This window comes from Micromonospora phytophila (assembly GCF_023656545.1).
Taxonomy (GTDB): Bacteria; Actinomycetota; Actinomycetes; order Mycobacteriales; family Micromonosporaceae; genus Micromonospora; species Micromonospora phytophila.
Genome location: NZ_JAMOKF010000011.1, coordinates 1 through 19,868, shown reverse-complemented (window position 1 = coordinate 19,868; position 19,868 = coordinate 1). Strand labels below are relative to the sequence as shown.

Annotated in this window: 31 protein-coding genes; all 31 read left to right on the top strand. The window is 68.8% G+C overall.

What is annotated here, in order from left to right; translation table 11 throughout:
• Window positions 1-84: 84 nt before the first annotated feature.
• Window positions 85-456 (top strand): hypothetical protein, encoded by a 372-nt coding sequence (locus tag NCC78_RS03605; protein WP_250791718.1) that lies wholly within the window; start codon window positions 85-87, stop codon window positions 454-456.
• A 399-nt stretch (window positions 457-855) separates the two neighbouring features.
• Window positions 856-1,233 (top strand): hypothetical protein, encoded by a 378-nt coding sequence (locus tag NCC78_RS03600; RefSeq protein ID WP_250791740.1) that lies wholly within the window; start codon window positions 856-858, stop codon window positions 1,231-1,233.
• 493 nt (window positions 1,234-1,726) lie between these two features.
• The gene (rpsL, locus tag NCC78_RS03595) at window positions 1,727-2,101 is read left to right on the top strand and encodes a 30S ribosomal protein S12 (protein WP_007465318.1); all 375 of its coding nucleotides are present in this window, start codon (window positions 1,727-1,729) and stop codon (window positions 2,099-2,101) included.
• A 1-nt stretch (window position 2,102) separates the two neighbouring features.
• Window positions 2,103-2,573 (top strand): 30S ribosomal protein S7, encoded by a 471-nt coding sequence (gene rpsG / locus NCC78_RS03590; protein WP_250791717.1) that lies wholly within the window; start codon window positions 2,103-2,105, stop codon window positions 2,571-2,573.
• Window positions 2,574-2,647: 74 nt separating this feature from the next.
• Window positions 2,648-4,744 carry an elongation factor G gene (fusA, locus tag NCC78_RS03585; RefSeq protein ID WP_284706217.1) on the top strand — a complete coding sequence of 699 codons (2,097 nt, stop codon included), beginning with the start codon at window positions 2,648-2,650 and terminating at the stop codon, window positions 4,742-4,744.
• A 220-nt stretch (window positions 4,745-4,964) separates the two neighbouring features.
• Window positions 4,965-6,158 carry an elongation factor Tu gene (gene tuf, locus NCC78_RS03580; RefSeq protein WP_250791716.1) on the top strand — a complete coding sequence of 398 codons (1,194 nt, stop codon included), beginning with the start codon at window positions 4,965-4,967 and terminating at the stop codon, window positions 6,156-6,158.
• Between the two features lie 351 nt (window positions 6,159-6,509).
• Window positions 6,510-6,818, top strand: a complete 309-nt coding sequence (gene rpsJ / locus NCC78_RS03575) for a 30S ribosomal protein S10 (protein WP_007073037.1) — start codon at window positions 6,510-6,512, stop codon at window positions 6,816-6,818.
• Window positions 6,819-6,829: 11 nt separating this feature from the next.
• Window positions 6,830-7,495 (top strand): 50S ribosomal protein L3, encoded by a 666-nt coding sequence (gene rplC / locus NCC78_RS03570; RefSeq protein ID WP_250791715.1) that lies wholly within the window; start codon window positions 6,830-6,832, stop codon window positions 7,493-7,495.
• Complete coding sequence (gene rplD / locus NCC78_RS03565; protein ID WP_250791714.1) at window positions 7,492-8,142, top strand: 50S ribosomal protein L4; 651 nt, start codon at window positions 7,492-7,494, stop codon at window positions 8,140-8,142. Before rplC ends, rplD begins: the two co-directional genes overlap by 4 nt.
• A complete protein-coding gene (gene rplW, locus NCC78_RS03560; protein WP_088998352.1) occupies window positions 8,139-8,441 on the top strand; it encodes a 50S ribosomal protein L23 in 303 nt (100 codons plus the stop codon). Before rplD ends, rplW begins: the two co-directional genes overlap by 4 nt.
• A 12-nt stretch (window positions 8,442-8,453) precedes the next feature.
• Window positions 8,454-9,293 (top strand): 50S ribosomal protein L2, encoded by an 840-nt coding sequence (rplB, locus tag NCC78_RS03555; RefSeq protein WP_250791713.1) that lies wholly within the window; start codon window positions 8,454-8,456, stop codon window positions 9,291-9,293.
• A 12-nt stretch (window positions 9,294-9,305) separates the two neighbouring features.
• Window positions 9,306-9,587: a 30S ribosomal protein S19 gene (rpsS, locus tag NCC78_RS03550; protein ID WP_250791712.1), complete on the top strand. Its 282-nt coding sequence runs from the start codon at window positions 9,306-9,308 to the stop codon at window positions 9,585-9,587.
• Window positions 9,588-9,627: 40 nt separating this feature from the next.
• Window positions 9,628-10,086: a 50S ribosomal protein L22 gene (gene rplV, locus NCC78_RS03545; RefSeq protein ID WP_250791711.1), complete on the top strand. Its 459-nt coding sequence runs from the start codon at window positions 9,628-9,630 to the stop codon at window positions 10,084-10,086.
• Window positions 10,086-10,955 carry a 30S ribosomal protein S3 gene (rpsC, locus tag NCC78_RS03540; protein ID WP_250791710.1) on the top strand — a complete coding sequence of 290 codons (870 nt, stop codon included), beginning with the start codon at window positions 10,086-10,088 and terminating at the stop codon, window positions 10,953-10,955. Before rplV ends, rpsC begins: the two co-directional genes overlap by 1 nt.
• Before the next feature lie 3 nt (window positions 10,956-10,958).
• On the top strand, window positions 10,959-11,384 hold the full coding sequence (gene rplP, locus NCC78_RS03535) for a 50S ribosomal protein L16 (protein ID WP_007465292.1): 426 nt from the start codon (window positions 10,959-10,961) through the stop codon (window positions 11,382-11,384).
• The gene (gene rpmC / locus NCC78_RS03530) at window positions 11,384-11,620 is read left to right on the top strand and encodes a 50S ribosomal protein L29 (protein WP_013288628.1); all 237 of its coding nucleotides are present in this window, start codon (window positions 11,384-11,386) and stop codon (window positions 11,618-11,620) included. Before rplP ends, rpmC begins: the two co-directional genes overlap by 1 nt.
• A complete protein-coding gene (gene rpsQ / locus NCC78_RS03525) occupies window positions 11,617-11,892 on the top strand; it encodes a 30S ribosomal protein S17 (RefSeq protein ID WP_250791709.1) in 276 nt (91 codons plus the stop codon). Before rpmC ends, rpsQ begins: the two co-directional genes overlap by 4 nt.
• Before the next feature lie 97 nt (window positions 11,893-11,989).
• Window positions 11,990-12,358, top strand: a complete 369-nt coding sequence (gene rplN / locus NCC78_RS03520; protein WP_007073026.1) for a 50S ribosomal protein L14 — start codon at window positions 11,990-11,992, stop codon at window positions 12,356-12,358.
• Window positions 12,355-12,675, top strand: a complete 321-nt coding sequence (gene rplX / locus NCC78_RS03515; protein ID WP_007465276.1) for a 50S ribosomal protein L24 — start codon at window positions 12,355-12,357, stop codon at window positions 12,673-12,675. Before rplN ends, rplX begins: the two co-directional genes overlap by 4 nt.
• Entirely contained in the window at window positions 12,675-13,244 is a 570-nt protein-coding gene (gene rplE, locus NCC78_RS03510; protein ID WP_308220858.1) for a 50S ribosomal protein L5, read from the top strand. Before rplX ends, rplE begins: the two co-directional genes overlap by 1 nt.
• 1 nt (window position 13,245) lies before the next feature.
• Window positions 13,246-13,431, top strand: coding sequence for a type Z 30S ribosomal protein S14 (locus NCC78_RS03505; RefSeq protein WP_007465272.1), 186 nt, complete (start codon window positions 13,246-13,248; stop codon window positions 13,429-13,431).
• A gap of 115 nt (window positions 13,432-13,546) precedes the next feature.
• Entirely contained in the window at window positions 13,547-13,954 is a 408-nt protein-coding gene (gene rpsH / locus NCC78_RS03500) for a 30S ribosomal protein S8 (protein ID WP_007465270.1), read from the top strand.
• A 16-nt stretch (window positions 13,955-13,970) separates the two neighbouring features.
• A complete protein-coding gene (gene rplF / locus NCC78_RS03495; RefSeq protein WP_250791708.1) occupies window positions 13,971-14,513 on the top strand; it encodes a 50S ribosomal protein L6 in 543 nt (180 codons plus the stop codon).
• Window positions 14,510-14,899 (top strand): 50S ribosomal protein L18, encoded by a 390-nt coding sequence (gene rplR / locus NCC78_RS03490; RefSeq protein ID WP_250791707.1) that lies wholly within the window; start codon window positions 14,510-14,512, stop codon window positions 14,897-14,899. Before rplF ends, rplR begins: the two co-directional genes overlap by 4 nt.
• A gap of 33 nt (window positions 14,900-14,932) precedes the next feature.
• Window positions 14,933-15,547, top strand: a complete 615-nt coding sequence (gene rpsE, locus NCC78_RS03485) for a 30S ribosomal protein S5 (RefSeq protein ID WP_250791705.1) — start codon at window positions 14,933-14,935, stop codon at window positions 15,545-15,547.
• Window positions 15,547-15,729, top strand: a complete 183-nt coding sequence (gene rpmD / locus NCC78_RS03480) for a 50S ribosomal protein L30 (RefSeq protein WP_120729755.1) — start codon at window positions 15,547-15,549, stop codon at window positions 15,727-15,729. The genes rpsE and rpmD overlap by 1 nt, the downstream gene beginning before the upstream one ends.
• Window positions 15,729-16,172, top strand: coding sequence for a 50S ribosomal protein L15 (gene rplO / locus NCC78_RS03475; protein WP_250791703.1), 444 nt, complete (start codon window positions 15,729-15,731; stop codon window positions 16,170-16,172). Before rpmD ends, rplO begins: the two co-directional genes overlap by 1 nt.
• A 236-nt stretch (window positions 16,173-16,408) precedes the next feature.
• Entirely contained in the window at window positions 16,409-17,737 is a 1,329-nt protein-coding gene (secY, locus tag NCC78_RS03470; RefSeq protein WP_250791702.1) for a preprotein translocase subunit SecY, read from the top strand.
• Window positions 17,738-18,391 (top strand): adenylate kinase, encoded by a 654-nt coding sequence (locus NCC78_RS03465; protein ID WP_250791700.1) that lies wholly within the window; start codon window positions 17,738-17,740, stop codon window positions 18,389-18,391.
• Between the two features lie 87 nt (window positions 18,392-18,478).
• Window positions 18,479-19,330 carry a type I methionyl aminopeptidase gene (map, locus tag NCC78_RS03460; RefSeq protein ID WP_250791699.1) on the top strand — a complete coding sequence of 284 codons (852 nt, stop codon included), beginning with the start codon at window positions 18,479-18,481 and terminating at the stop codon, window positions 19,328-19,330.
• A gap of 272 nt (window positions 19,331-19,602) precedes the next feature.
• Window positions 19,603-19,868, top strand: a 266-nt coding sequence (locus NCC78_RS03455; protein ID WP_250791698.1) for a DUF1707 SHOCT-like domain-containing protein, incomplete at its 3' end; no start/stop codon positions are given.

The following is a 19,868-nucleotide window of genomic DNA, read 5'->3' as shown; positions in this document are numbered from 1 at the left end:
CCCGCCGGGGGCCTCGTCGCGTCCGGCGGCCGGACCGCCACGTGCCGGCACCACCGGTCCCCGGACCGGGGCATGATGGTGGGCATGACGACCGCGCCCGGGCAGGTGCCCGTCGCCCAGTCGATGCCGCCACGGCATCCGCTCGACCCGGACCCGGCCCGGGCCACCAAGGCGAGGGCGGTCTTCGCGCTCGGCCTGATCGCTGCGCTGACCGGCCTCTTCGTCGGCGGGCTGGTGCCCGCCACGGTGGCGCTGCAGCTCGCCCGGCAGGCGCGCCGGGAGGCGTACGCCTCGGGGGGTTTCCTTACCGGCGCGGCCTGGCTGCGCCGGGGGGAGCGGTTGGCCTGGACGGGCCTGGTGCTCGTCGCGGTCAGCGTGGTGGCCGCGGTGGTGATCGGGGTGGTCCGGCTCGCCGACGCGTCCTACGGGCAGGACTTCGCGCCGAACGTGGACTGAGCGCTCCGGGGGGAACCGACCGCGCCCGGCGCGGACCGGTGGGCCGGCGGCGGTAGCCTGGCCGGTGTCCGTCGCGCGGCGGTGGACGCCGATCGCCGACAGGAGGACCCCGTGACGGAACCGGCGCGCTTCCCGGGCAGCGACCCCGCCGCGGGCCCGGACGCCGTCCCGCCGGCCGGGGGGCAGTGGGCGCGGCCCGACCAGCAGTCCGGTGCCCCGTCCGAGATCTCACCCGTGCGGTACGCGCCGCCGCCGACGTCGGGGCCGCCGACCACGGCTTGGGGGTCTGCGCCGTCGGGCGGAGGCTGGGGTACGCCGCCCGGGAGCCCGGGTGCGTCGGTCTCCGCTCCGGGCCTGCCGCCCCCGCCGCCGCGGGAGGCGTCCCGGCCGCCGAAGCGGGTGGAGCCGGTCCCCGGCACGCCGTTCGGCGTGGTCCACCTCGACGTGCCCCCGGTCACCTCCGGCCTGGCGGTGGGTTCCCTGACGGCCGGCGTCGTCTCGATCCTGGTCGCGCTGCTCGTCATCTGCTTCGGTATCGCCACCGGTGCGGGCGGCGTCTGGGCGGCCGGCGCATTCACCGTCCTCGGGGTCCTGGCGGGGACGGGGGCGGTCGTCGCCGGTCTGCTCGGGCTGCGGCAGATCCGTCGCCCGATGGCGCCGCCGGCGGTCCGGTTCACCGGGCGCGGCCTGGCGGTCGCCGGGGTCAGCTGCGGCGGAACGGGACTGCTGCTCAGCGTGCTCGGTCTGGGGCTGGCGTTGCTGGTGTCGCTGGCGTGACCGGGCGTGCCGGTCGTCTGGGCGTGAGCGCGGTCGCGCCGGGGGCGACGGGCCGCGCTGCGGGGAAGCCGGTACACTTGTGGCTGTAGGTGCCCATCACGGGCGGTCAGGGACGACGGGTTCGAACGGCGGGTGGCGAGACGCACCGCCGGCCCATCCGTTTTGACCTGTGCGGCTGTGGTAGGTACTCTTTCCCCTTGTGCCCGGGCCAGCCCGGGCAACTCGTGCGTGCGCTGGATCCGGTTACCGGAGATCGAGCGGGAGCACGACAAAGCCAAAGATCCGGCGCGCGGCAAGCCGTGTGCCGGTGACAAACCCCGGTCGACACGCGTGAGCGTCGGCGCCGGGACCGTGATCTGGGCGACACGCCCGACCGCGGGTGCCGGGACCGCCAGCAGGTGGCCCTGGTTGGAATGTAGGAGAGCCGCCCATCAGGTCGGCTACGAGCAGACGGCGCGGCCGCGCGAGCGGCCGAAGGGAGCGGAGAAACCCGGTGCCCACGATCCAGCAGCTGGTCCGAAAGGGCCGACAGGCCAAGACGACCAAGACCAAGACCCCGGCGCTGAAGGGTTCCCCTCAGCGGCGCGGCGTGTGCACCCGCGTGTACACCACCACCCCCAAGAAGCCGAACTCGGCGCTCCGCAAGGTCGCGCGTGTCAAGCTCAGCAGCCAGATCGAGGTGACCGCCTACATCCCGGGCGTCGGTCACAACCTGCAGGAGCACTCGATCGTGCTCGTTCGCGGCGGCCGGGTGAAGGACCTCCCCGGCGTGCGTTACAAGATCGTCCGCGGCTCGCTGGACACCCAGGGTGTCCGCAACCGCAAGCAGGCGCGCAGCCGGTACGGCGCGAAGAAGGAGAAGAGCTGACATGCCGCGTAAGGGACCCGCTCCGCGGAAGCCGCTCGTCGCTGACCCGGTGTACAACTCGCCGTTGGTCACCCAGCTGGTGAACAAGATCCTGATGCGCGGCAAGCGTCAGCTCGCCGAGAGCATCGTGTACGCCGCCCTGGAGGGCTGCCGCGAGAAGAGCGGCACCGACCCGGTCGTCACGCTCAAGCGCGCGATGGACAACGTCAAGCCGACCCTCGAGGTGCGCAGCCGCCGCGTCGGTGGCGCCACCTACCAGGTGCCGGTCGAGGTCCGTCCGGCCCGGGCGACCACCCTCGGTCTGCGCTGGCTGGTCAGCTACTCCCGCGCCCGTCGTGAGAAGACCATGGTCGAGCGGCTGATGAACGAGCTGCTCGACGCGAGCAACGGCCTCGGTGCCGCCGTCAAGCGGCGCGAGGACACGCACAAGATGGCCGAGTCGAACAAGGCCTTCGCGCACTACCGCTGGTAACACCCTGGTTCCGGCGCCCACGGGCGCCGGAACCGCCACCAGTTGTGTCGAGACGACGATAAGTAGGGATTGAAGTGGCCGCCGCAGACGCGCTCGCCAACGTACGCAACATCGGCATCATGGCGCACATCGATGCCGGTAAGACCACGACCACCGAGCGGATCCTGTTCTACACCGGTATCACGTACAAGATCGGTGAGGTCCACGAGGGCGCTGCCGTCATGGACTGGATGGAGCAGGAGCAGGAGCGTGGTATCACCATCACCTCCGCTGCTACCAAGTGTGAGTGGAAGGGCCACACGATCCAGATCATCGACACGCCCGGTCACGTCGACTTCACGGTCGAGGTCGAGCGGTCGCTGCGGGTGCTGGACGGTGCGGTCGCGGTCTACGACGGTGTCGCCGGCGTGGAGCCGCAGACGGAGAACGTCTGGCGTCAGGCTGACAAGTACGACGTCCCGCGGATGTGCTTCGTCAACAAGCTCGACCGGACCGGTGCCGACTTCTTCCGCTGCGTGCAGATGATGATCGACCGGCTCAACGCCACCCCGCTGGTGCTCCAGATCCCGATCGGCCTCGAGGGCGACCACATCGGTGTCGTCGACCTGATCGGCATGCGCGCCCTCACCTGGCGCGGGGAAACCCAGAAGGGTGAGGACTACGCGATCGAGGAGATCCCGGCCGAGCTGGCCGACTCCGCGGCCGAGTGGCGCGAGAAGCTGATCGAGACCCTGGCCGACGTCGACGACGCGGTGATGGAGAAGTACCTGGAGGGCGAGGAGATCTCCGCCGAGGAGATCAAGGCCGCCATCCGTCGGGCCACCATCGCCAGCAAGGCCAACCCGGTGCTCTGCGGCTCGGCGTTCAAGAACAAGGGCGTGCAGCCCATGCTCGACGCCGTCATCGACTTCCTGCCGTCGCCGCTGGACGTTCCGGCGATCGAGGGTACGGCCACCGACGGCGAGACCCCGCTGCAGCGGCAGCCGTCCAAGTCGGAGCCCTTCTCCGGCCTGGCCTTCAAGATCCAGACCGACAAGCACCTCGGCAAGCTCACCTACGTCCGGGTCTACTCCGGCCTGGTCGAGACCGGTACCCAGGTGGTCAACTCCACCAAGGACCGCAAGGAGCGCATCGGCAAGATCTACCAGATGCACGCCAACAAGCGGGAAGAGCGCGGCTCGGCCCAGGCTGGCGACATCATCGCGGTGCAGGGTCTCAAGCAGACCACCACCGGTGACACCCTGTGCGACCCGGCGAACCCGGTCATCCTGGAGTCGATGACCTTCCCGGAGCCGGTCATCGAGGTCGCGATCGAGCCGAAGACCAAGGCCGACCAGGAGAAGCTCAGCACCGCCATCCAGCGGCTCGCCGAGGAGGACCCGACCTTCCGGGTCAAGCTCGACGACCAGACCGGCCAGACGGTCATCTCCGGCATGGGCGAGCTGCACCTGGACATCCTGGTCGACCGGATGCGCCGCGAGTTCAACGTCGAGGCGAACATCGGTAAGCCGCAGGTGGCGTACCGCGAGACCGTCCGCCGCAAGGTGGACAAGATCGAGTACACCCACAAGAAGCAGACCGGTGGTTCCGGCCAGTACGCCCGCGTGATCGTGAGCATCGAGCCGCTGCCCCTGGGCAACGACTCGCCGACCTACGAGTTCGCCAACGCCGTCACCGGTGGCCGCATCCCCCGGGAGTTCATCCCGTCGGTGGACGCCGGCGCCCAGGATGCGATGCAGTACGGCATTCTCGCCGGTTTCCCGCTGGTGGGTGTCAAGCTGACGCTGCTGGACGGCCAGTACCACGAGGTCGACTCGTCGGAAATGGCATTCAAGATCGCCGGTTCGATGGTGATGAAGGAGGCGGCCCGCAAGGCCGACCCCGCTCTCCTCGAGCCGATGATGGCTGTTGAGGTCACCACTCCCGAGGAGAACATGGGTGACGTCATCGGCGACCTCAACTCCCGGCGGGGCATCATCCAGGCGATGGAGGAGCGCAGCGGCGCCCGCGTCGTCAGGGCTCTGGTGCCGCTGTCGGAGATGTTCGGCTACGTCGGCGACCTGCGGTCGAAGACCCAGGGCCGGGCTAGCTACAGCATGCAGTTCGACTCCTACGCCGAGGTTCCGCAGAGCGTGGCGAAGGAGATCATCGCCAAGGCGACGGGTGAGTGACGCTCACCCTCGGCTGATCCGATGAACCGGGGCTGGTCGCGGGAGGGTATCCCCGCCCGCGGCCACCTTGGTCGGGTTGTGTGAGACCGGGCCTGTAGGCTTCATCGCCGCAGAACCCACAAAGCTCTCCGGCCGTCAGGCCGGAAAGGCTGTCGACAGAGTCCTAAGCGCCGACCGGCGCGCCGGGCGTACGAACCAAGAAGTCCACAGGAGGACACCAGTGGCGAAGGCGAAGTTCGAGCGGACTAAGCCGCACGTCAACATCGGCACCATTGGTCACATCGACCACGGTAAGACGACGCTGACGGCGGCCATCACCAAGGTCCTGCACGACCAGTTCCCGGACCTGAACCCGTACACGCCGTTCGACGAGATCGACAAGGCGCCGGAGGAGAAGGCCCGCGGCATCACGATCTCGATCGCGCACGTCGAGTACCAGACCGAGGCGCGGCACTACGCGCACGTCGACTGCCCCGGTCACGCCGACTACATCAAGAACATGATCACCGGTGCCGCGCAGATGGACGGCGCGATCCTGGTGGTCGCGGCGACCGACGGCCCGATGCCGCAGACCCGCGAGCACGTGCTGCTGGCCCGCCAGGTCGGCGTGCCCTACATCGTCGTGGCGCTGAACAAGAGCGACATGGTCGACGACGAGGAGCTCCTGGAGCTCGTCGAGCTCGAGGTTCGCGAGCTGCTGTCGAACCAGGACTACCCGGGCGACGACCTGCCGGTCGTCCGCGTCTCGGCGCTGAAGGCCCTCGAGGGTGACCCCGAGTGGACCGGCAAGCTCCTGGACCTGATGACCGCGGTCGACACCGCGATCCCGCAGCCGGAGCGTGAGACCGAGAAGCCGTTCCTCATGCCCATCGAGGACGTCTTCACGATCACCGGTCGTGGCACCGTCGTCACCGGTCGCGCCGAGCGCGGCATCCTCAAGCCGAACGAGGAGGTGGAGATCGTCGGCATCCGTGAGAAGTCGATGAAGACCACCTGCACCGGCATCGAGATGTTCCGCAAGCTGCTCGACGAGGCCCGCGCGGGCGAGAACGTCGGTCTGCTGCTGCGTGGCATCAAGCGCGAGGACGTCGAGCGCGGCATGGTCGTCATCAAGCCGGGCACCACGACCCCGCACACCGAGTTCGAGGCGACGGTCTACATCCTCTCCAAGGAGGAGGGCGGCCGGCACACCCCGTTCTTCCAGAACTACCGTCCGCAGTTCTACTTCCGGACCACGGACGTCACCGGTGTCGTCACGCTCCCCGAGGGCACCGAGATGGTCATGCCGGGTGACAACACCACCATGACGGTGAAGCTGATCCAGCCCATCGCCATGGAGGAGAACCTCAAGTTCGCGATCCGCGAGGGTGGCCGCACCGTCGGCGCCGGGTTCGTCACCAAGATCATCAAGTGAGCTAGGTAACCCCGATTAGACCCGCCGCCAGTCGTGCGGCATACTAGTCAGGTTGCGTAACGACAGTTCGACGCCTGCGTTCGGCTCACGCTGAACCTCCGGGCGGGAGGACTAGTCGGGCGTAGGGTGGTTGACGGCCCGTCCGTCAACCACCCTCGCACGGCGTTCAGGTCGCGGTAATGCGATCGGCGCCTTGACCCACCGCGCGGTCGGTACCGCTCCGGAGTCCCGGGGCGGAGCCTGGCCCGAGGGCGCGACACGCCCGACCGCGGGGGTCGGCGAAGTGGGCCTGTGCCAGCCGGTACAGGCGCCCGCAACACAGCGGCATCGAGAGAAGGAACAGAAGCCACCATGGCGGGACAGAAGATCCGCATCCGGCTCAAGGCCTATGACCACGAGGTCGTCGACTCCTCGGCTCGGAAGATCGTCGAGACGGTGACGCGCACCGGGGCGCAGGTCGCGGGCCCGGTGCCGCTGCCCACGGAGATCAACCGTTTCTGCGTTATCCGCTCGCCGCACAAGTACAAGGACTCGCGCGAGCACTTCGAGATGCGCACGCACAAGCGGCTGATCGACATCATCGACCCGACCCCGAAGACGGTCGACTCGCTCATGCGCCTCGACCTGCCGGCTGGCGTCGACATCGAGATCAAGCTGTAGGGACCGGACAAATGGACAGGCAAGTCAAGGGGATCCTGGGCGCAAAGCTCGGCATGACCCAGGTCTGGGACAACAACCGTGTTGTCCCGGTGACCGTGGTTCAGGCCGGCCCGTGCGTCATCAGCCAGGTTCGTAGCGCCGACAAGGACGGTTACTCCGCGGTCCAGCTGGCGTACGGCACGATCGACCCGCGCAGGGTCAAGAAGCCGATCAGCGGGCACTACGCGAAGGCGGACGTCGCGCCGCGCCGGCACATCGTCGAGCTGCGCACCGCCGACGCGGCGGACTACTCGCTCGGCCAGGAGATCACGGTCGAGGAGTTCCCGGCCGGCATGTCGATCGACGTCACCGGCAAGACCAAGGGCAAGGGCTACGCCGGTGTCATGAAGCGGCACGGCTTCCACGGTCTGGGCGCCGGCCACGGTGTCGAGCGCAAGCACCGGTCGCCGGGCTCCATCGGCGGCGCCTCCACCCCGGGTCGCGTCTTCAAGGGCACCCGGATGGCCGGCCGGATGGGTGGCACGCGCTACACCGTCCAGAACCTGACCGTCCAGGCGGTCGACACCGAGAACAACCTCCTGCTCGTTCGTGGTGCCATTCCCGGCCCCAAGGGCGCGCTGGTCCTGGTCCGTACCGCGGCCAAGGCCAAGGTGAAGAAGGGCGGTGTGGCCAAGTGACCACCGTTGACGTCCTCAACGTCGAAGGCGCCAAGAGCGGCTCCGTCGAGCTGCCGGCCGACATCTTCGACGCCCAGGCCAACCTCGCGCTGATGCACCAGGTCGTGGTGGGTCAGCTCGCGGCGGCCCGGCAGGGCACGCACAAGGCCAAGACCCGCGGCGAGGTCGCCGGTGGCGGCAAGAAGCCGTACAAGCAGAAGGGCACCGGTCGTGCCCGGCAGGGCTCGATCCGCGCGCCGCAGTTCGCCGGCGGTGGCGTGGTCCACGGTCCCGTGCCGCGCGACTACAGCCAGCGCACCCCGAAGAAGATGAAGGCCGCCGCCCTGCGTGGCGCCCTGTCGGACCGGGCCCGCGCCGGGCGGGTGCACGTCGTCGAGGCGTTCGTCTCGGGCGAGAAGCCGTCGACCAAGGCCGCCCTGGCCACGCTGGCGAAGCTGACCGAGGCCCGTCGGGTCCTGGTCGTGCTGAGCAGCACCGACGAGCTGAACTGGGTGTCGCTGCGCAACGAGCCGCGCGTGCACCTGATCGAGGCCGGCCAGCTCAACACGTACGACGTGCTGGTGGCCGACGACGTGGTCTTCACCAAGGACGCCCTGGACGAGTTCCTGGGTGTTCCCGCCGAGACCACCGAGGAGGGTGGCAAGTGAGCACGATCGCCGACCCGCGCGACATCATCGTGGCGCCGGTCGTCTCGGAGAAGAGCTACAGCGAGCTGAACCGGAACTGGTACACCTTCCTGGTGCACCCGGACGCGAACAAGACCGAGATCAAGATCGCTATCCAGCAGATCTTCGACGTCCGCGTCCTGACGGTCAACACGCTCAACCGCCAGGGCAAGCGCAAGCGGACCAAGACTGGGTTCGGTCAGCGCAAGGCCACCAAGCGGGCGATCGTCAAGCTGGCTGACGGTGACCGTATCGAGGCCTTCGGCGGCCCGGTCAGCTGAGGGGTGTAGACAATGGCTATCCGTAAGTACAAGCCGACGACGCCGGGCCGGCGTGGCTCGAGCGTTGCCGACTTCGCCGAGATCACCCGGTCGACGCCCGAGAAGTCGCTGCTGGCTCCGCTGCCGAAGAAGGGCGGACGCAACGCCCACGGCCGGATCACCACGCGCCACCACGGTGGCGGCCACAAGCGCCAGTACCGTCTGATCGACTTCAAGCGGGTCGACAAGGACGGCGTGCCGGCGAAGGTCGCTCACATCGAGTACGACCCGAACCGCACCGCGCGTATCGCGCTGCTGCACTACGCCGACGGCGAGAAGCGGTACATCATCGCGCCGAAGGACATGAAGCAGGGCGACCGCGTGGAGTCGGGTCCGGGCGCGGACATCAAGCCCGGCAACAACCTGCCGCTGCGCAACATCCCGGTCGGTACCACGATCCACAACGTGGAGCTGCGTCCGGGTGGCGGCGCCAAGCTGGCCCGCTCGGCCGGCGTCGGCATCCAGCTGCTCGGCCGTGAGGGCGCGTACGCGACCCTGCGTATGCCGTCCGGTGAGATCCGGCGGGTCGACGTCCGCTGCCGCGCCAGCATCGGCGAGATCGGCAACGCCGACCAGTCGAACATCAACTGGGGCAAGGCCGGCCGCATGCGGTGGAAGGGCAGGCGCCCGACCGTCCGTGGTGTCGCCATGAACCCGGTCGACCACCCGCACGGTGGTGGTGAGGGTAAGACCTCCGGCGGTCGCCACCCGGTCAACCCGCAGGGTAAGCCCGAGGGCCGCACCCGTCGTAAGGGCCAGCCGAGTGACCGGCTGATCGTCCGCCGCCGCTACGCCACGCGTAAGCGCGGCTGAGGGAGATAAGACATGCCTCGCAGCCTGAAGAAGGGCCCGTTCATCGACGACCACCTGCTCAAGAAGGTGGAGACGCAGAACGAAAAGGGCACGAAGAACGTGATCAAGACCTGGTCGCGGCGCTCGACGATCATCCCGGACATGCTGGGTCACACGATCGCCGTGCACGACGGACGCAAGCACGTCCCGGTGTTCGTGACCGAGGCGATGGTCGGGCACAAGCTCGGCGAGTTCGCGCTGACCCGCACGTTCAAGGGTCACGAGAAGGACGACCGGAAGAGCCGTCGGCGCTGACGCCGCGGGCATACGGATAGAGGAACAAGGGGTTACAGCGATGCCAGGAAAGGGCGACGCTCCGGTGCTTCCGGGCGCGCGGGCGGTTGCGCGGCACGTGCGCATCTCGCCGATGAAGGCGCGCCGGGTGGTCAACCTCGTCCGCGGCCTGCCCGCGAAGGAGGCGCTCACGGTGCTGCAGTTCGCGCCGCAGTCTGCGAGCGAGCAGGTGTACAAGGTGCTCGCTAGCGCGATCGCCAACGCGGAGAACAACGAGCGGCTGGACCCCGATGCGCTGCTCGTGAGCGAGGCGTTCGTGGACGAGGGCCCGACGATGAAGCGGTTCCAGCCGCGGGCGCAGGGCCGGGCGTTCCGGATCCGCAAGCGCACGTGCCACATCACCGTGGCGGTCGAGGCGGTCGCGCCCGCCGCGCCGAAGAAGGCAGCGGCGAAGAAGACCGCCCCGGCGAAGCAGGCGGAGCCGGCTGAGACGCAGAGCAAGACGGAGGGCGCCGAGTAATGGGTCAGAAGGTTCACCCCACTGGGTTCCGGCTCGGCATCTCGACCGACTGGAAGTCCCGCTGGTTCGCGGACAAGCTCTACAAGGACTACATCGGCGAGGATGTCAAGATCCGCCGGATGATGTCCAAGGGCCTCGAGCGCGCCGGCATCTCCAAGGTCGACATCGAGCGCACCCGGGACCGGGTCCGCGTCGACATCCACACCGCCCGGCCGGGCATCGTCATCGGCCGTAAGGGTGCGGAGGCCGACCGGATCCGCGGCGAGCTCGAGAAGCTCACCGGCAAGCAGGTCCAGCTGAACATCATCGAGGTGAAGAGCCCCGAGTCGGACGCGCAGCTCGTCGCACAGGGTGTGGCCGAGCAGCTCTCCAGCCGGGTCAGCTTCCGTCGGGCGATGCGCAAGGCCATGCAGTCGGCGATGAAGAACCCGGTCTGCAAGGGCATCCGGGTCCAGGTCTCGGGTCGCCTCGGCGGCGCCGAGATGAGCCGGACCGAGTTCTACCGCGAGGGCCGGGTTCCGCTGCACACGCTGCGGGCCAACATCGAGTACGGCTTCTTCGAGGCCCGTACCACCTTCGGCCGGATCGGCGTGAAGGTCTGGATCTACAAGGGTGACGCGGTGCCGGGTCGGGAGACCCCGACCGAGGCTCCGTCCCGCCCGCGTCGTGGTGAGCGTGGCGATCGTCCGGAGCGTCCGCGCCGTGGTCGGTCGGGTTCGGCCGGCACGACCGCTGGCGGGACCGAGGCCGGCCGGGCTGCCGCGACCACGATCGCGCAGCAGGCCGAGACGCCGAGCGGCGAGCCGGTCGACAGCGCCGCTGTCGCCGCCACGGCTTCCGCTCCGGCAGAAACGCAGCAGGAGGGCTGACAGATGCTGATGCCGCGCAAGCCCCCGAAGGGCTTCCGCAAGCCGCACCACCCGGACCGCAGTGGCGCGTCCAAGGGTGGTAACCGGGTGGTGTTCGGCGAGTTCGGGATCCAGGCTCTCGAGCCGGCGTACGTGACCAACCGCCAGATCGAGTCGGCGCGTATCGCGATGACCCGCCACATCAAGCGTGGTGGCAAGGTCTGGATCACGATCTTCCCGGACCAGGCGCTCACCAAGAAGCCGGCGGAAACCCGCATGGGTTCCGGTAAGGGTTCGCCCGAGTGGTGGGTCGCCAACGTCAAGCCGGGGCGGGTGCTCTTCGAGATGTCCTTCCCCAACGAGCAGATCGCGCGAGAGGCAATGCGTCGCGCGATCCACAAGCTCCCGATGAAGTGCCGGATTGTTACGCGCGAAGTGGGTGAATCCTGATGGCAGCTGGCGTCAAGCCTTCCGAGCTGCGTGAGCTCTCCGAAGAGGAGCTGGTCACGAAGCTGCGTGAGGCCAAGGCGGAGCTGTTCAACCTCCGCGTGCAGGCCGCGACCGGGCAGCTGGACAACAACCGGCGGTTGCAGGTCATCCGTCGGGAAATCGCCCGGATCTACACGATCATGCGTGAGCGCGAGCTGGGGCTCTCGGCCGCGCCGACTGAGGTGACTGCATCATGAGCGAGAACACCACCGCCGCCGCGCGGGCCCGCCGTAAGGTGCGTGAGGGCCTCGTGGTCAGCGACAAGATGGAAAAGACCGTCGTGGTCGAGGTCGAGGACCGGGTCAAGCACGCGCTGTACGGCAAGATCATGCGCCGGACCCGCAAGCTCAAGGTCCACGACGAGCAGAACGCCGCCGGCACCGGCGACCGGGTCCTGATCATGGAGACCCGGCCGCTGTCCGCCACCAAGCGTTGGCGGATCGTGGAGATCCTGGAAAAGGCCAAGTAGCGAAGGCTCAAGCTCGCCCGGCGTCAGTCGGGCGCGGGTTCCGCCAGGCTCCGGCCGCCCTGCGCGGCCGGAGAACCGGCAGACATAGGAGATAGACGTGATTCAGCAGGAGTCGCGACTGCGCGTCGCCGACAACACGGGTGCCCGGGAGATCCTGTGCATCCGGGTTCTCGGTGGCTCCGGTCGGCGCTACGCGAGCATCGGCGACGTCATCGTGGCCACCGTCAAGGACGCGATCCCGGGTGCCGGTGTCAAGAAGGGCGACGTCGTCAAGGCTGTCGTCGTTCGCACCGCCAAGGAGAAGCGTCGCCCCGACGGTTCGTACATCCGCTTCGACGAGAACGCCGCCGTCATCATCAAGGACGGCGGGGACCCGCGCGGTACCCGTATCTTCGGCCCGGTGGGTCGGGAGCTGCGGGACAAGCGGTTCATGAAGATCATCTCTCTCGCGCCGGAGGTGTTGTGACCGTGAAGGTCAAGAAGGGCGACACGGTCGTCGTCATCGCCGGCAAGGACAAGGGTGCCAAGGGTAAGGTCATCGCGGCCTACCCGCGGCAGGACAAGGTCCTGGTCGAGGGCGTGAACCGGGTCAAGAAGCACACCCGTATCAGCACCACCCAGCGTGGCGCCAAGACCGGTGGCATCGTCACCCAGGAGGCCCCGATCCACGTCTCGAACGTGCAGGTCCTGGACTCCGACGGCAAGCCGACCCGCGTCGGTTACCGGATCGACGACAACGGCCAGAAGGTCCGCATCGCGCGTAGCACCGGTAAGGACCTGTGATGACCACGGCTACCGAAACCAAGACCATGCCGCGCCTCAAGGAGCGGTACCGCAACGAGATCGTGGCGCAGCTGCGTGAGCAGCACAGCTACGGCAACCCCATGCAGGTGCCGCGGCTGGTCAAGATCGTCGTCAACATGGGTGTCGGCGAGGCCGCCCGGGACGCCAAGCTGATCGACGGCGCCGTCCGCGACCTGGCCACCATCACCGGCCAGAAGCCTCAGGTGCGGCGGGCGACCAAGTCCATCGCGCAGTTCAAGCTCCGCGAGGGCATGCCGATCGGCGCGAAGGTCACCCTCCGCGGTGACCGGATGTGGGAGTTCCTGGACCGGCTGCTCTCGATCGCGCTGCCGCGTATCCGCGACTTCCGCGGTCTGGACGGGCGCAAGCTCGACGGGCACGGCAACTACACGTTCGGTCTGACCGAGCAGTCGGTGTTCCACGAGATCGACCAGGACAAGATCGATCGGCAGCGGGGCATGGACATCACGGTGGTCACGACCGCCACGACCGACGACGAGGGCCGGGCGCTGCTCAAGCTCCTGGGCTTCCCGTTCAAGGAGAACTGAGATGGCCAAGAAGGCGCTGATCATCAAGGCGGCCGCGAAGCCGAAGTTCTCGGTTCGCGCGTACACCCGCTGCCAGCGGTGCGGGCGTCCCAAGGCGGTCTACCGCAAGTTCGGTCTCTGCCGGGTCTGCATCCGGGAGATGGCCCACCGCGGTGAGCTGCCGGGCGTGTCCAAGGCTTCCTGGTAAGGGCGACCGCGTCCCGGCCTGAGGCCGGGACCCCTTGCACCGATCATGTATTGCTCTTCGCCGTAGGCCCGGGGCATCGCCCCGGGAACCCCGGCGAGAAAGGCTGACGAAATCCATGACGATGACCGACCCGATCGCAGACATGCTCACGCGTCTGCGTAACGCCAACCAGGCGTACCACGACCAGGTGAAGATGCCCTACTCGAAGATCAAGGCGAACATCGCCGAGGTCCTCAAGGCCGAGGGTTACATCGCCACCTGGTCGGTCGAGGAGCCCGAGGAGGGCGCCGTCGGCAAGCGACTGGTCGTCGAGCTGAAGTACGGCCAGAACCGCGAGCGGAGCCTGGCCGGCATCAAGCGCGTGTCCAAGCCCGGTCTCCGGGTGTACGCCAAGTCGGACGGGCTCCCGCGGGTGCTCGGCGGGCTGGGCGTGGCGATCATTTCGACGTCCCAGGGGCTGCTCACCGACCGGCAGGCCCGCAAGCGGAGTGTTGGCGGGGAAGTCCTCGCCTTCGTCTGGTAACGGGAGACAGGTAGAAATGTCGCGAATTGGACGTAAGTCGATCCCGGTGCCAGCCGGCGTCGACATCACGATCGACGGGCAGACCGTCAAGGTCAAGGGCCCCAAGGGCGAGCTCTCGCACACCCTTGCCGAGCCGATCACGGTCGAGCGGGCCGAGGACGGGCAGCTGAACGTCAACCGCCCGAACGACGAGCGCAAGGCTAAGGAGCTCCACGGCCTGAGCCGTACCCTGGTCGCCAACATGATCGTCGGCGTCACCGAGGGCTACCGCAAGAGCCTGGAGATCGCCGGTACCGGTTACCGGGTCACCGCCAAGGGCAAGGACCTCGAGTTCGCGCTCGGGTTCTCGCACCCGGTGCTGGTCCCCGCGCCGGACGGCATCACCTTCACGGTGGAGCGGCCGACCCTGTTCCACGTGGCCGGCATCGACAAGCAGCAGGTCGGCGAGGTTGCCGCCAACATCCGGAAGATCCGCCCGCCGGAGCCCTACAAGGGCAAGGGCGTGAAGTACCAGGGCGAGGTCATCCGCCGCAAGGCTGGAAAGGCAGGTAAGAAGTGAGCGCCACGCTGCTCAAGCGCCGCCGCGGCGTCGCCGCCAAGCGCGCCGTCGGGCGTGCGCGTCGGCACTTCCGGGTCCGCAAGAACGTCAACGGCACCGCCGAGCGTCCCCGCCTGGTCGTCACCCGCTCCCTGCGGCACATGGTCGCCCAGATCGTCGACGACACCAAGGGTCACACCCTGGCGTCGGCGTCGACCCTGGACGCCTCGCTGCGCGGCACGGAGGGCGACAAGAGCGCCCTGGCCGGCAAGGTCGGCGCGCTGCTCGCCGAGCGGGCCAAGGCCGCCGGCGTCTCCAAGGTCGTCTTCGACCGCGGTGGCAACCGGTACGCGGGGCGGGTCGCCGCGCTTGCCGACGCCGCCCGCGAAGCCGGGCTCGAGTTCTAGAAACCCCGTCACGAGAGATAAGGAAGGCTGCTGATGCCAGGTCAACAGCGCCGTGGCGGCGGGTCCGGTGGCAACGAGGGTGGTCGCCGCGACAACCGCCGTGAGGGCGGCCGCGGAAACGCGCCCGCCGAGAAGACCCCGCACCTCGAGCGGGTCGTCGCGATCAACCGCGTCGCCAAGGTCGTGAAGGGTGGTCGTCGCTTCAGCTTCACCGCCCTGGTGATCGTGGGCGACGGCGACGGCACCGTCGGCGTGGGTTACGGAAAGGCCAAGGAGGTGCCCGCGGCGATCGCCAAGGGTGTCGAGGAGGCCAAGAAGCACTTCTTCAAGGTGCCGCGGATCGGCCAGTCGATCCCCCACCCGATCACGGGTGAGGCCGCCGCCGGTGTGGTGCTGCTCAAGCCGGCCTCGGCCGGTACGGGTGTCATCGCCGGTGGTCCGGTGCGTGCCGTGCTGGAGTGCGCGGGCATCCACGACGTGCTCTCCAAGAGCCTCGGCTCGTCGAACCCGATCAACATCGTGCACGCCACCGTGGCGGCTCTGAAGGGCCTCGAGTCCCCGGAGCAGGTCGCGGCCCGTCGTGGCCTGCCGGTCGAGGACGTCGCGCCGGCCGCCATGCTGGCGTCGCGGGCGGGGGTGGCGTCCTGATGGCACGTCTCAAGGTCACCCAGCTCCGGTCCGAGATCGGGACCAAGCGCAACCAGCGTGAGTCGCTGCGTTCGCTCGGTCTCAAGCGGATCAACGACGTGGTGGTCAAGGAGGACCGGCCCGAGATCCGCGGCATGATCTTCACTGTGAACCACCTCGTGAAGGTCGAGGAGGTCGAGTAATGACGATCAAGGTCCACCACCTGCGTCCGGCGCCCGGTAGCAAGACCGCGAAGACCCGTGTGGGTCGCGGTGAGGGCTCGAAGGGCAAGACCGCCGGTCGCGGTACCAAGGGTTCCAAGGCCCGCAAGAACATCTCGGCGGCGTTCGAGGGTGGGCAGATGCCCATCCACATGCGCCTGCCGAAGCTGAAGGGCTTCAAGAACAAGTTCAAGGTGGTCTTCCAGGTGGTCAACCTGGACCGGCTCGCCGAGCTCTTCCCGAACGGCGGCCAGGTCGGCCCGCTCGAGCTGGTCGAGGCCGGCGCGGTCCGCAAGGGCCAGCCGGTCAAGGTCCTCGGCACCGGGGACCTCGGTGGGGTCGCCCTCCAGGTGTCGGCGCACGCGTTCAGCGCGTCGGCCAAGGAGAAGATCACCGCCGCCGGTGGCTCCGTCACCGAGCTGTAGGGGCTGTACGACCCGTGGCGCCCGCTCAGTTGCTCTCGACTGGGCGGGCGCCATGGTCTACCCGGGACATGTGCGCCGGGTAACATCGGATTCGGTTTATGTAGCCGGGCACGTCTGCCCGGACCGGGAGCGGGCTGTTAGAGTCCCATCCCAGCTATGGATATCGGGCACTCGCCCGGCACCCACCCCGAACCGCCAGGGATCACCGGCGGCCCGCCTCGCGCAGGAGGAAGAAGTTGCTGTCCGCCTTTCTCAGTGCGTTCCGTACGCCTGACCTGCGCAAGAAGCTGCTGTTCACAGTAGGCATCATCGCGGTCTACCGGCTTGGTGCCACCCTGCCCAGCCCGGGTGTCTCGTACGGCAACGTCCAGAAGTGCCTCGACACCCTGCAGGACGGCTCCACCGGAGTGCTGAACCTGCTCAACCTCTTCTCCGGAGGTGCGCTGCTGCAGCTGTCGGTCTTCGCGCTGGGCATCATGCCCTACATCACCGCGTCGATCATCCTGCAGCTGCTGACCGTGGTCATCCCCCGGCTGGAGCAGCTCCGCAAGGAGGGCCAGGCCGGCCAGGCGAAGATCACCCAGTACACCCGCTACCTCACCCTGGGCCTGGGCATCCTCCAGGCGTCGGCGTTCGTCGCGCTGGCCCGCTCGGGGCAGCTCTTCCAGAACCGGTGCGACCAGTTCCCGATCATCCCCGAGGGGACCGGGATCCCGGACTGGCTGACCCTGAGCATCCTGGTCATGACGATGACCGCCGGCACCGGCGTGGTCATGTGGCTCGGTGAGCTGATCACCGACCGCGGCGTCGGCAACGGCATGTCCGTGCTGATCTTCACCTCGATCGCTGCCCGGCTGCCCAGCGAGGGCTGGAACATCAAGCAGAGCCAGGGCTGGGGCAAGTTCGCCCTGGTCATCGCCCTGGTCCTGGTCGTCATCACCGCGGTCACCTTCATCGAGCAGGCGCAGCGCCGGATCCCGGTGCAGTACGCGAAGCGGATGATCGGCCGGCGGATGTACGGCGGCACCTCCACCTACATCCCGCTCAAGGTGAACCAGGCGGGTGTCATCCCCGTCATCTTCGGCTCGTCGCTGCTCTACCTGCCCCAGCTGGCGCTGCAGTTCTTCGACCAGCAGAACCCGGGCAAGACCCAGGCGTGGATCCAGAACAACCTGGTCGACCCGACCAGCCCGATCTACATCGCCGCCTACTTCCTGCTGATCATCTTCTTCACGTACTTCTACGTCTCGATCACGTTCAACCCGACCGAGGTCGCGGACAACATGAAGAAGTACGGCGGCTTCGTGCCGGGCATCCGCCCCGGCAAGCCGACCGCCGACTACCTGGACTTCATCCTCAGCCGGATCACCCTGCCGGGCGCGCTCTACCTGGGCATCATCTCGATCCTGCCGAACTTCTTCTTCATCTGGCTGGACAAGCAGCAGTACCTCAACTTCCCGTTCGGCGGCACCGCTGTGCTGATCATGGTCGGCGTCGGTCTGGAGACCACGAAGCAGATCGAGAGCCAGCTCATGCAGCGGAACTACGAAGGGTTCCTGCGGTAGATGAGACTCGTTCTGGTTGGCCCGCCGGGCGCGGGCAAGGGCACGCAGGCCGAGTTCATCGCCGCGCACCTCTCGGTCCCAAAGATCTCGACCGGTGACATCTTCCGGTCGAACGTCTCGCAGGGCACCCCGCTGGGCGTCGAGGCGAAGCGCTACATGGACGCCGGTGAGCTGGTGCCCGACGAGGTCACCATCAACATGGTGCGGGACCGGCTCGCCGAGGCGGACGCCAGTGAGGGCTTCCTGCTCGACGGCTTTCCGCGCACCACGCCGCAGGCCGCCGCGCTGGACAAGCTCCTCGCCGACCTCGGCACCGCGCTGGACCTGGTGCTGGAGCTGGTCGTCGACGACGACGAGGTGATCCGGCGGCTCTCCGGCCGGCGCACCTGCCGGGGCTGCGGCAAGATCTGGCACGTCGAGTTCGACGCCACCAACCGCGAGAACATCTGCGACCGGTGCGGCGCCGAGCTGTTCCAGCGCGACGACGACAAGCCGGAGACCATCGCGACCCGACTGCGGGAGTACGCGGACAAGACCGCGCCGCTGGTCGACTACTACGGCGCCCAGGGCAAGCTCGTCGGCATCGACGCCACCGGGCCGGTGGAGGACGTCACCGTCCGCGCCATCGACGCCCTGCGCTCGTACGGCGGCTGACGTCCTGCCGGGCTCCGGCGGATAGAGTGCGAAGAGCGGGGTACGTGCGACGTGCCCCGCTCTTCGGCAACGAAAGGTAACGGCTCCATGCGTCGTCCCCAGCTGGACATCCAGCTGAAGACCCCTGACCAGATCGAGAAGATGCGGGCCGCCGGCCTGGTGGTCGCCGAGGCGCTGCGTCGGATGCGGGAGGCGGTCGCCCCCGGGGTCAGCACCGCCGACCTGGACGCCATCGCCGAGTCGACCATCCGCGAGGCGGGGGCCGTCCCCTCGTTCAAGGGCTACCACGGCTTCCCTGCGTCGATCTGCTCGTCGGTCAACGAGCAGGTGGTGCACGCGATCCCCGCGCCCGACCAGGTGCTCGGCGACGGTGACGTGATCTCGATCGACTGCGGCGCGGTGCTGAACGGCTGGCACGGCGACGCGGCGATCACCGTCGGGGTCGGTGAGGTCGACCCGGCGCTGCTGAAGATGGCCGAGGTGGCCGAGGACGCCATGTGGGCCGGCATTGCCGCCGCCGCCCGGGGCGCGGCCAGCGGCAAGGGCCGGCTCACCGACATCTCCTACGCCGTGGAGAGCGCCGTCCGCAAGGGCGGGCGCTACGGCATCGTCGACGGCTACGGCGGGCACGGCATCGGCACCGAGATGCACCAGGACCCGCACGTGCTCAACCACGGGCGGCCGGGCAAGGGCCCCCGCCTGGTGCCCGGCATGGCGCTGGCCATCGAGCCGATGATCACGATGGGGTCCCCCCGGACGGTCGAGCTCTCCGACGGCTGGACCGTCGTCACCCGGGACAGGTCGATGGCGGTGCACGTCGAGCACACGATGGCGCTGCTCCCGGACGGCGTCTGGGTGCTGACCGCGCCGGACGGCGGCCGGGCCCGGCTGGGTGAGCTGGTCACCGCCCGGCAGCCGGCCGGCTCCCCGGCGGTCTGACCGGGGCGCGCCCCGGAACGCAGGCCCGTCGGGCGGGGTCACCGCCGGGCGAGCCGCACGAAAGCTGGCCGAACCACCGCCCCGCCGCCACCTCTCCTGGCGCGCCCCGGCCACCCCGCCGGCGAACGCGCCCGCGCCGACGGCCGCTCGTCGGCGCGGACGGTGTTGACCTGACGGCCGGTTGCCAGCGCGGACGGTGTCGGCCTGGCTCCACGCCTCCCCCGGTCCGTCGACGGCGGGACGGGTGGCGGGCCGGTGGCATGCTTGGTCGCATGGACGGGCGCGACGGGATGCGGGCCGCCGACGCCGACCGCCAGGCGGTGGCCGACCGGTTGCGGGTGGCCGTCGACGAGGGCCGGCTGGACCTGCACGAGTACGACGAACGGTTGCAGCGGGCGTACGCCGCCCGGACGTACGCCGAGTTGGACCTGCTCCTCGCCGACCTGCCGGCGCCGGCCGTCCCGGAGTCGTCCCGGCTGGCGGTGCCCGAGGGCGCCGGTGCGGCCGCGGTCCCGCCTGCCGGAGCGCGGGCGCCCGC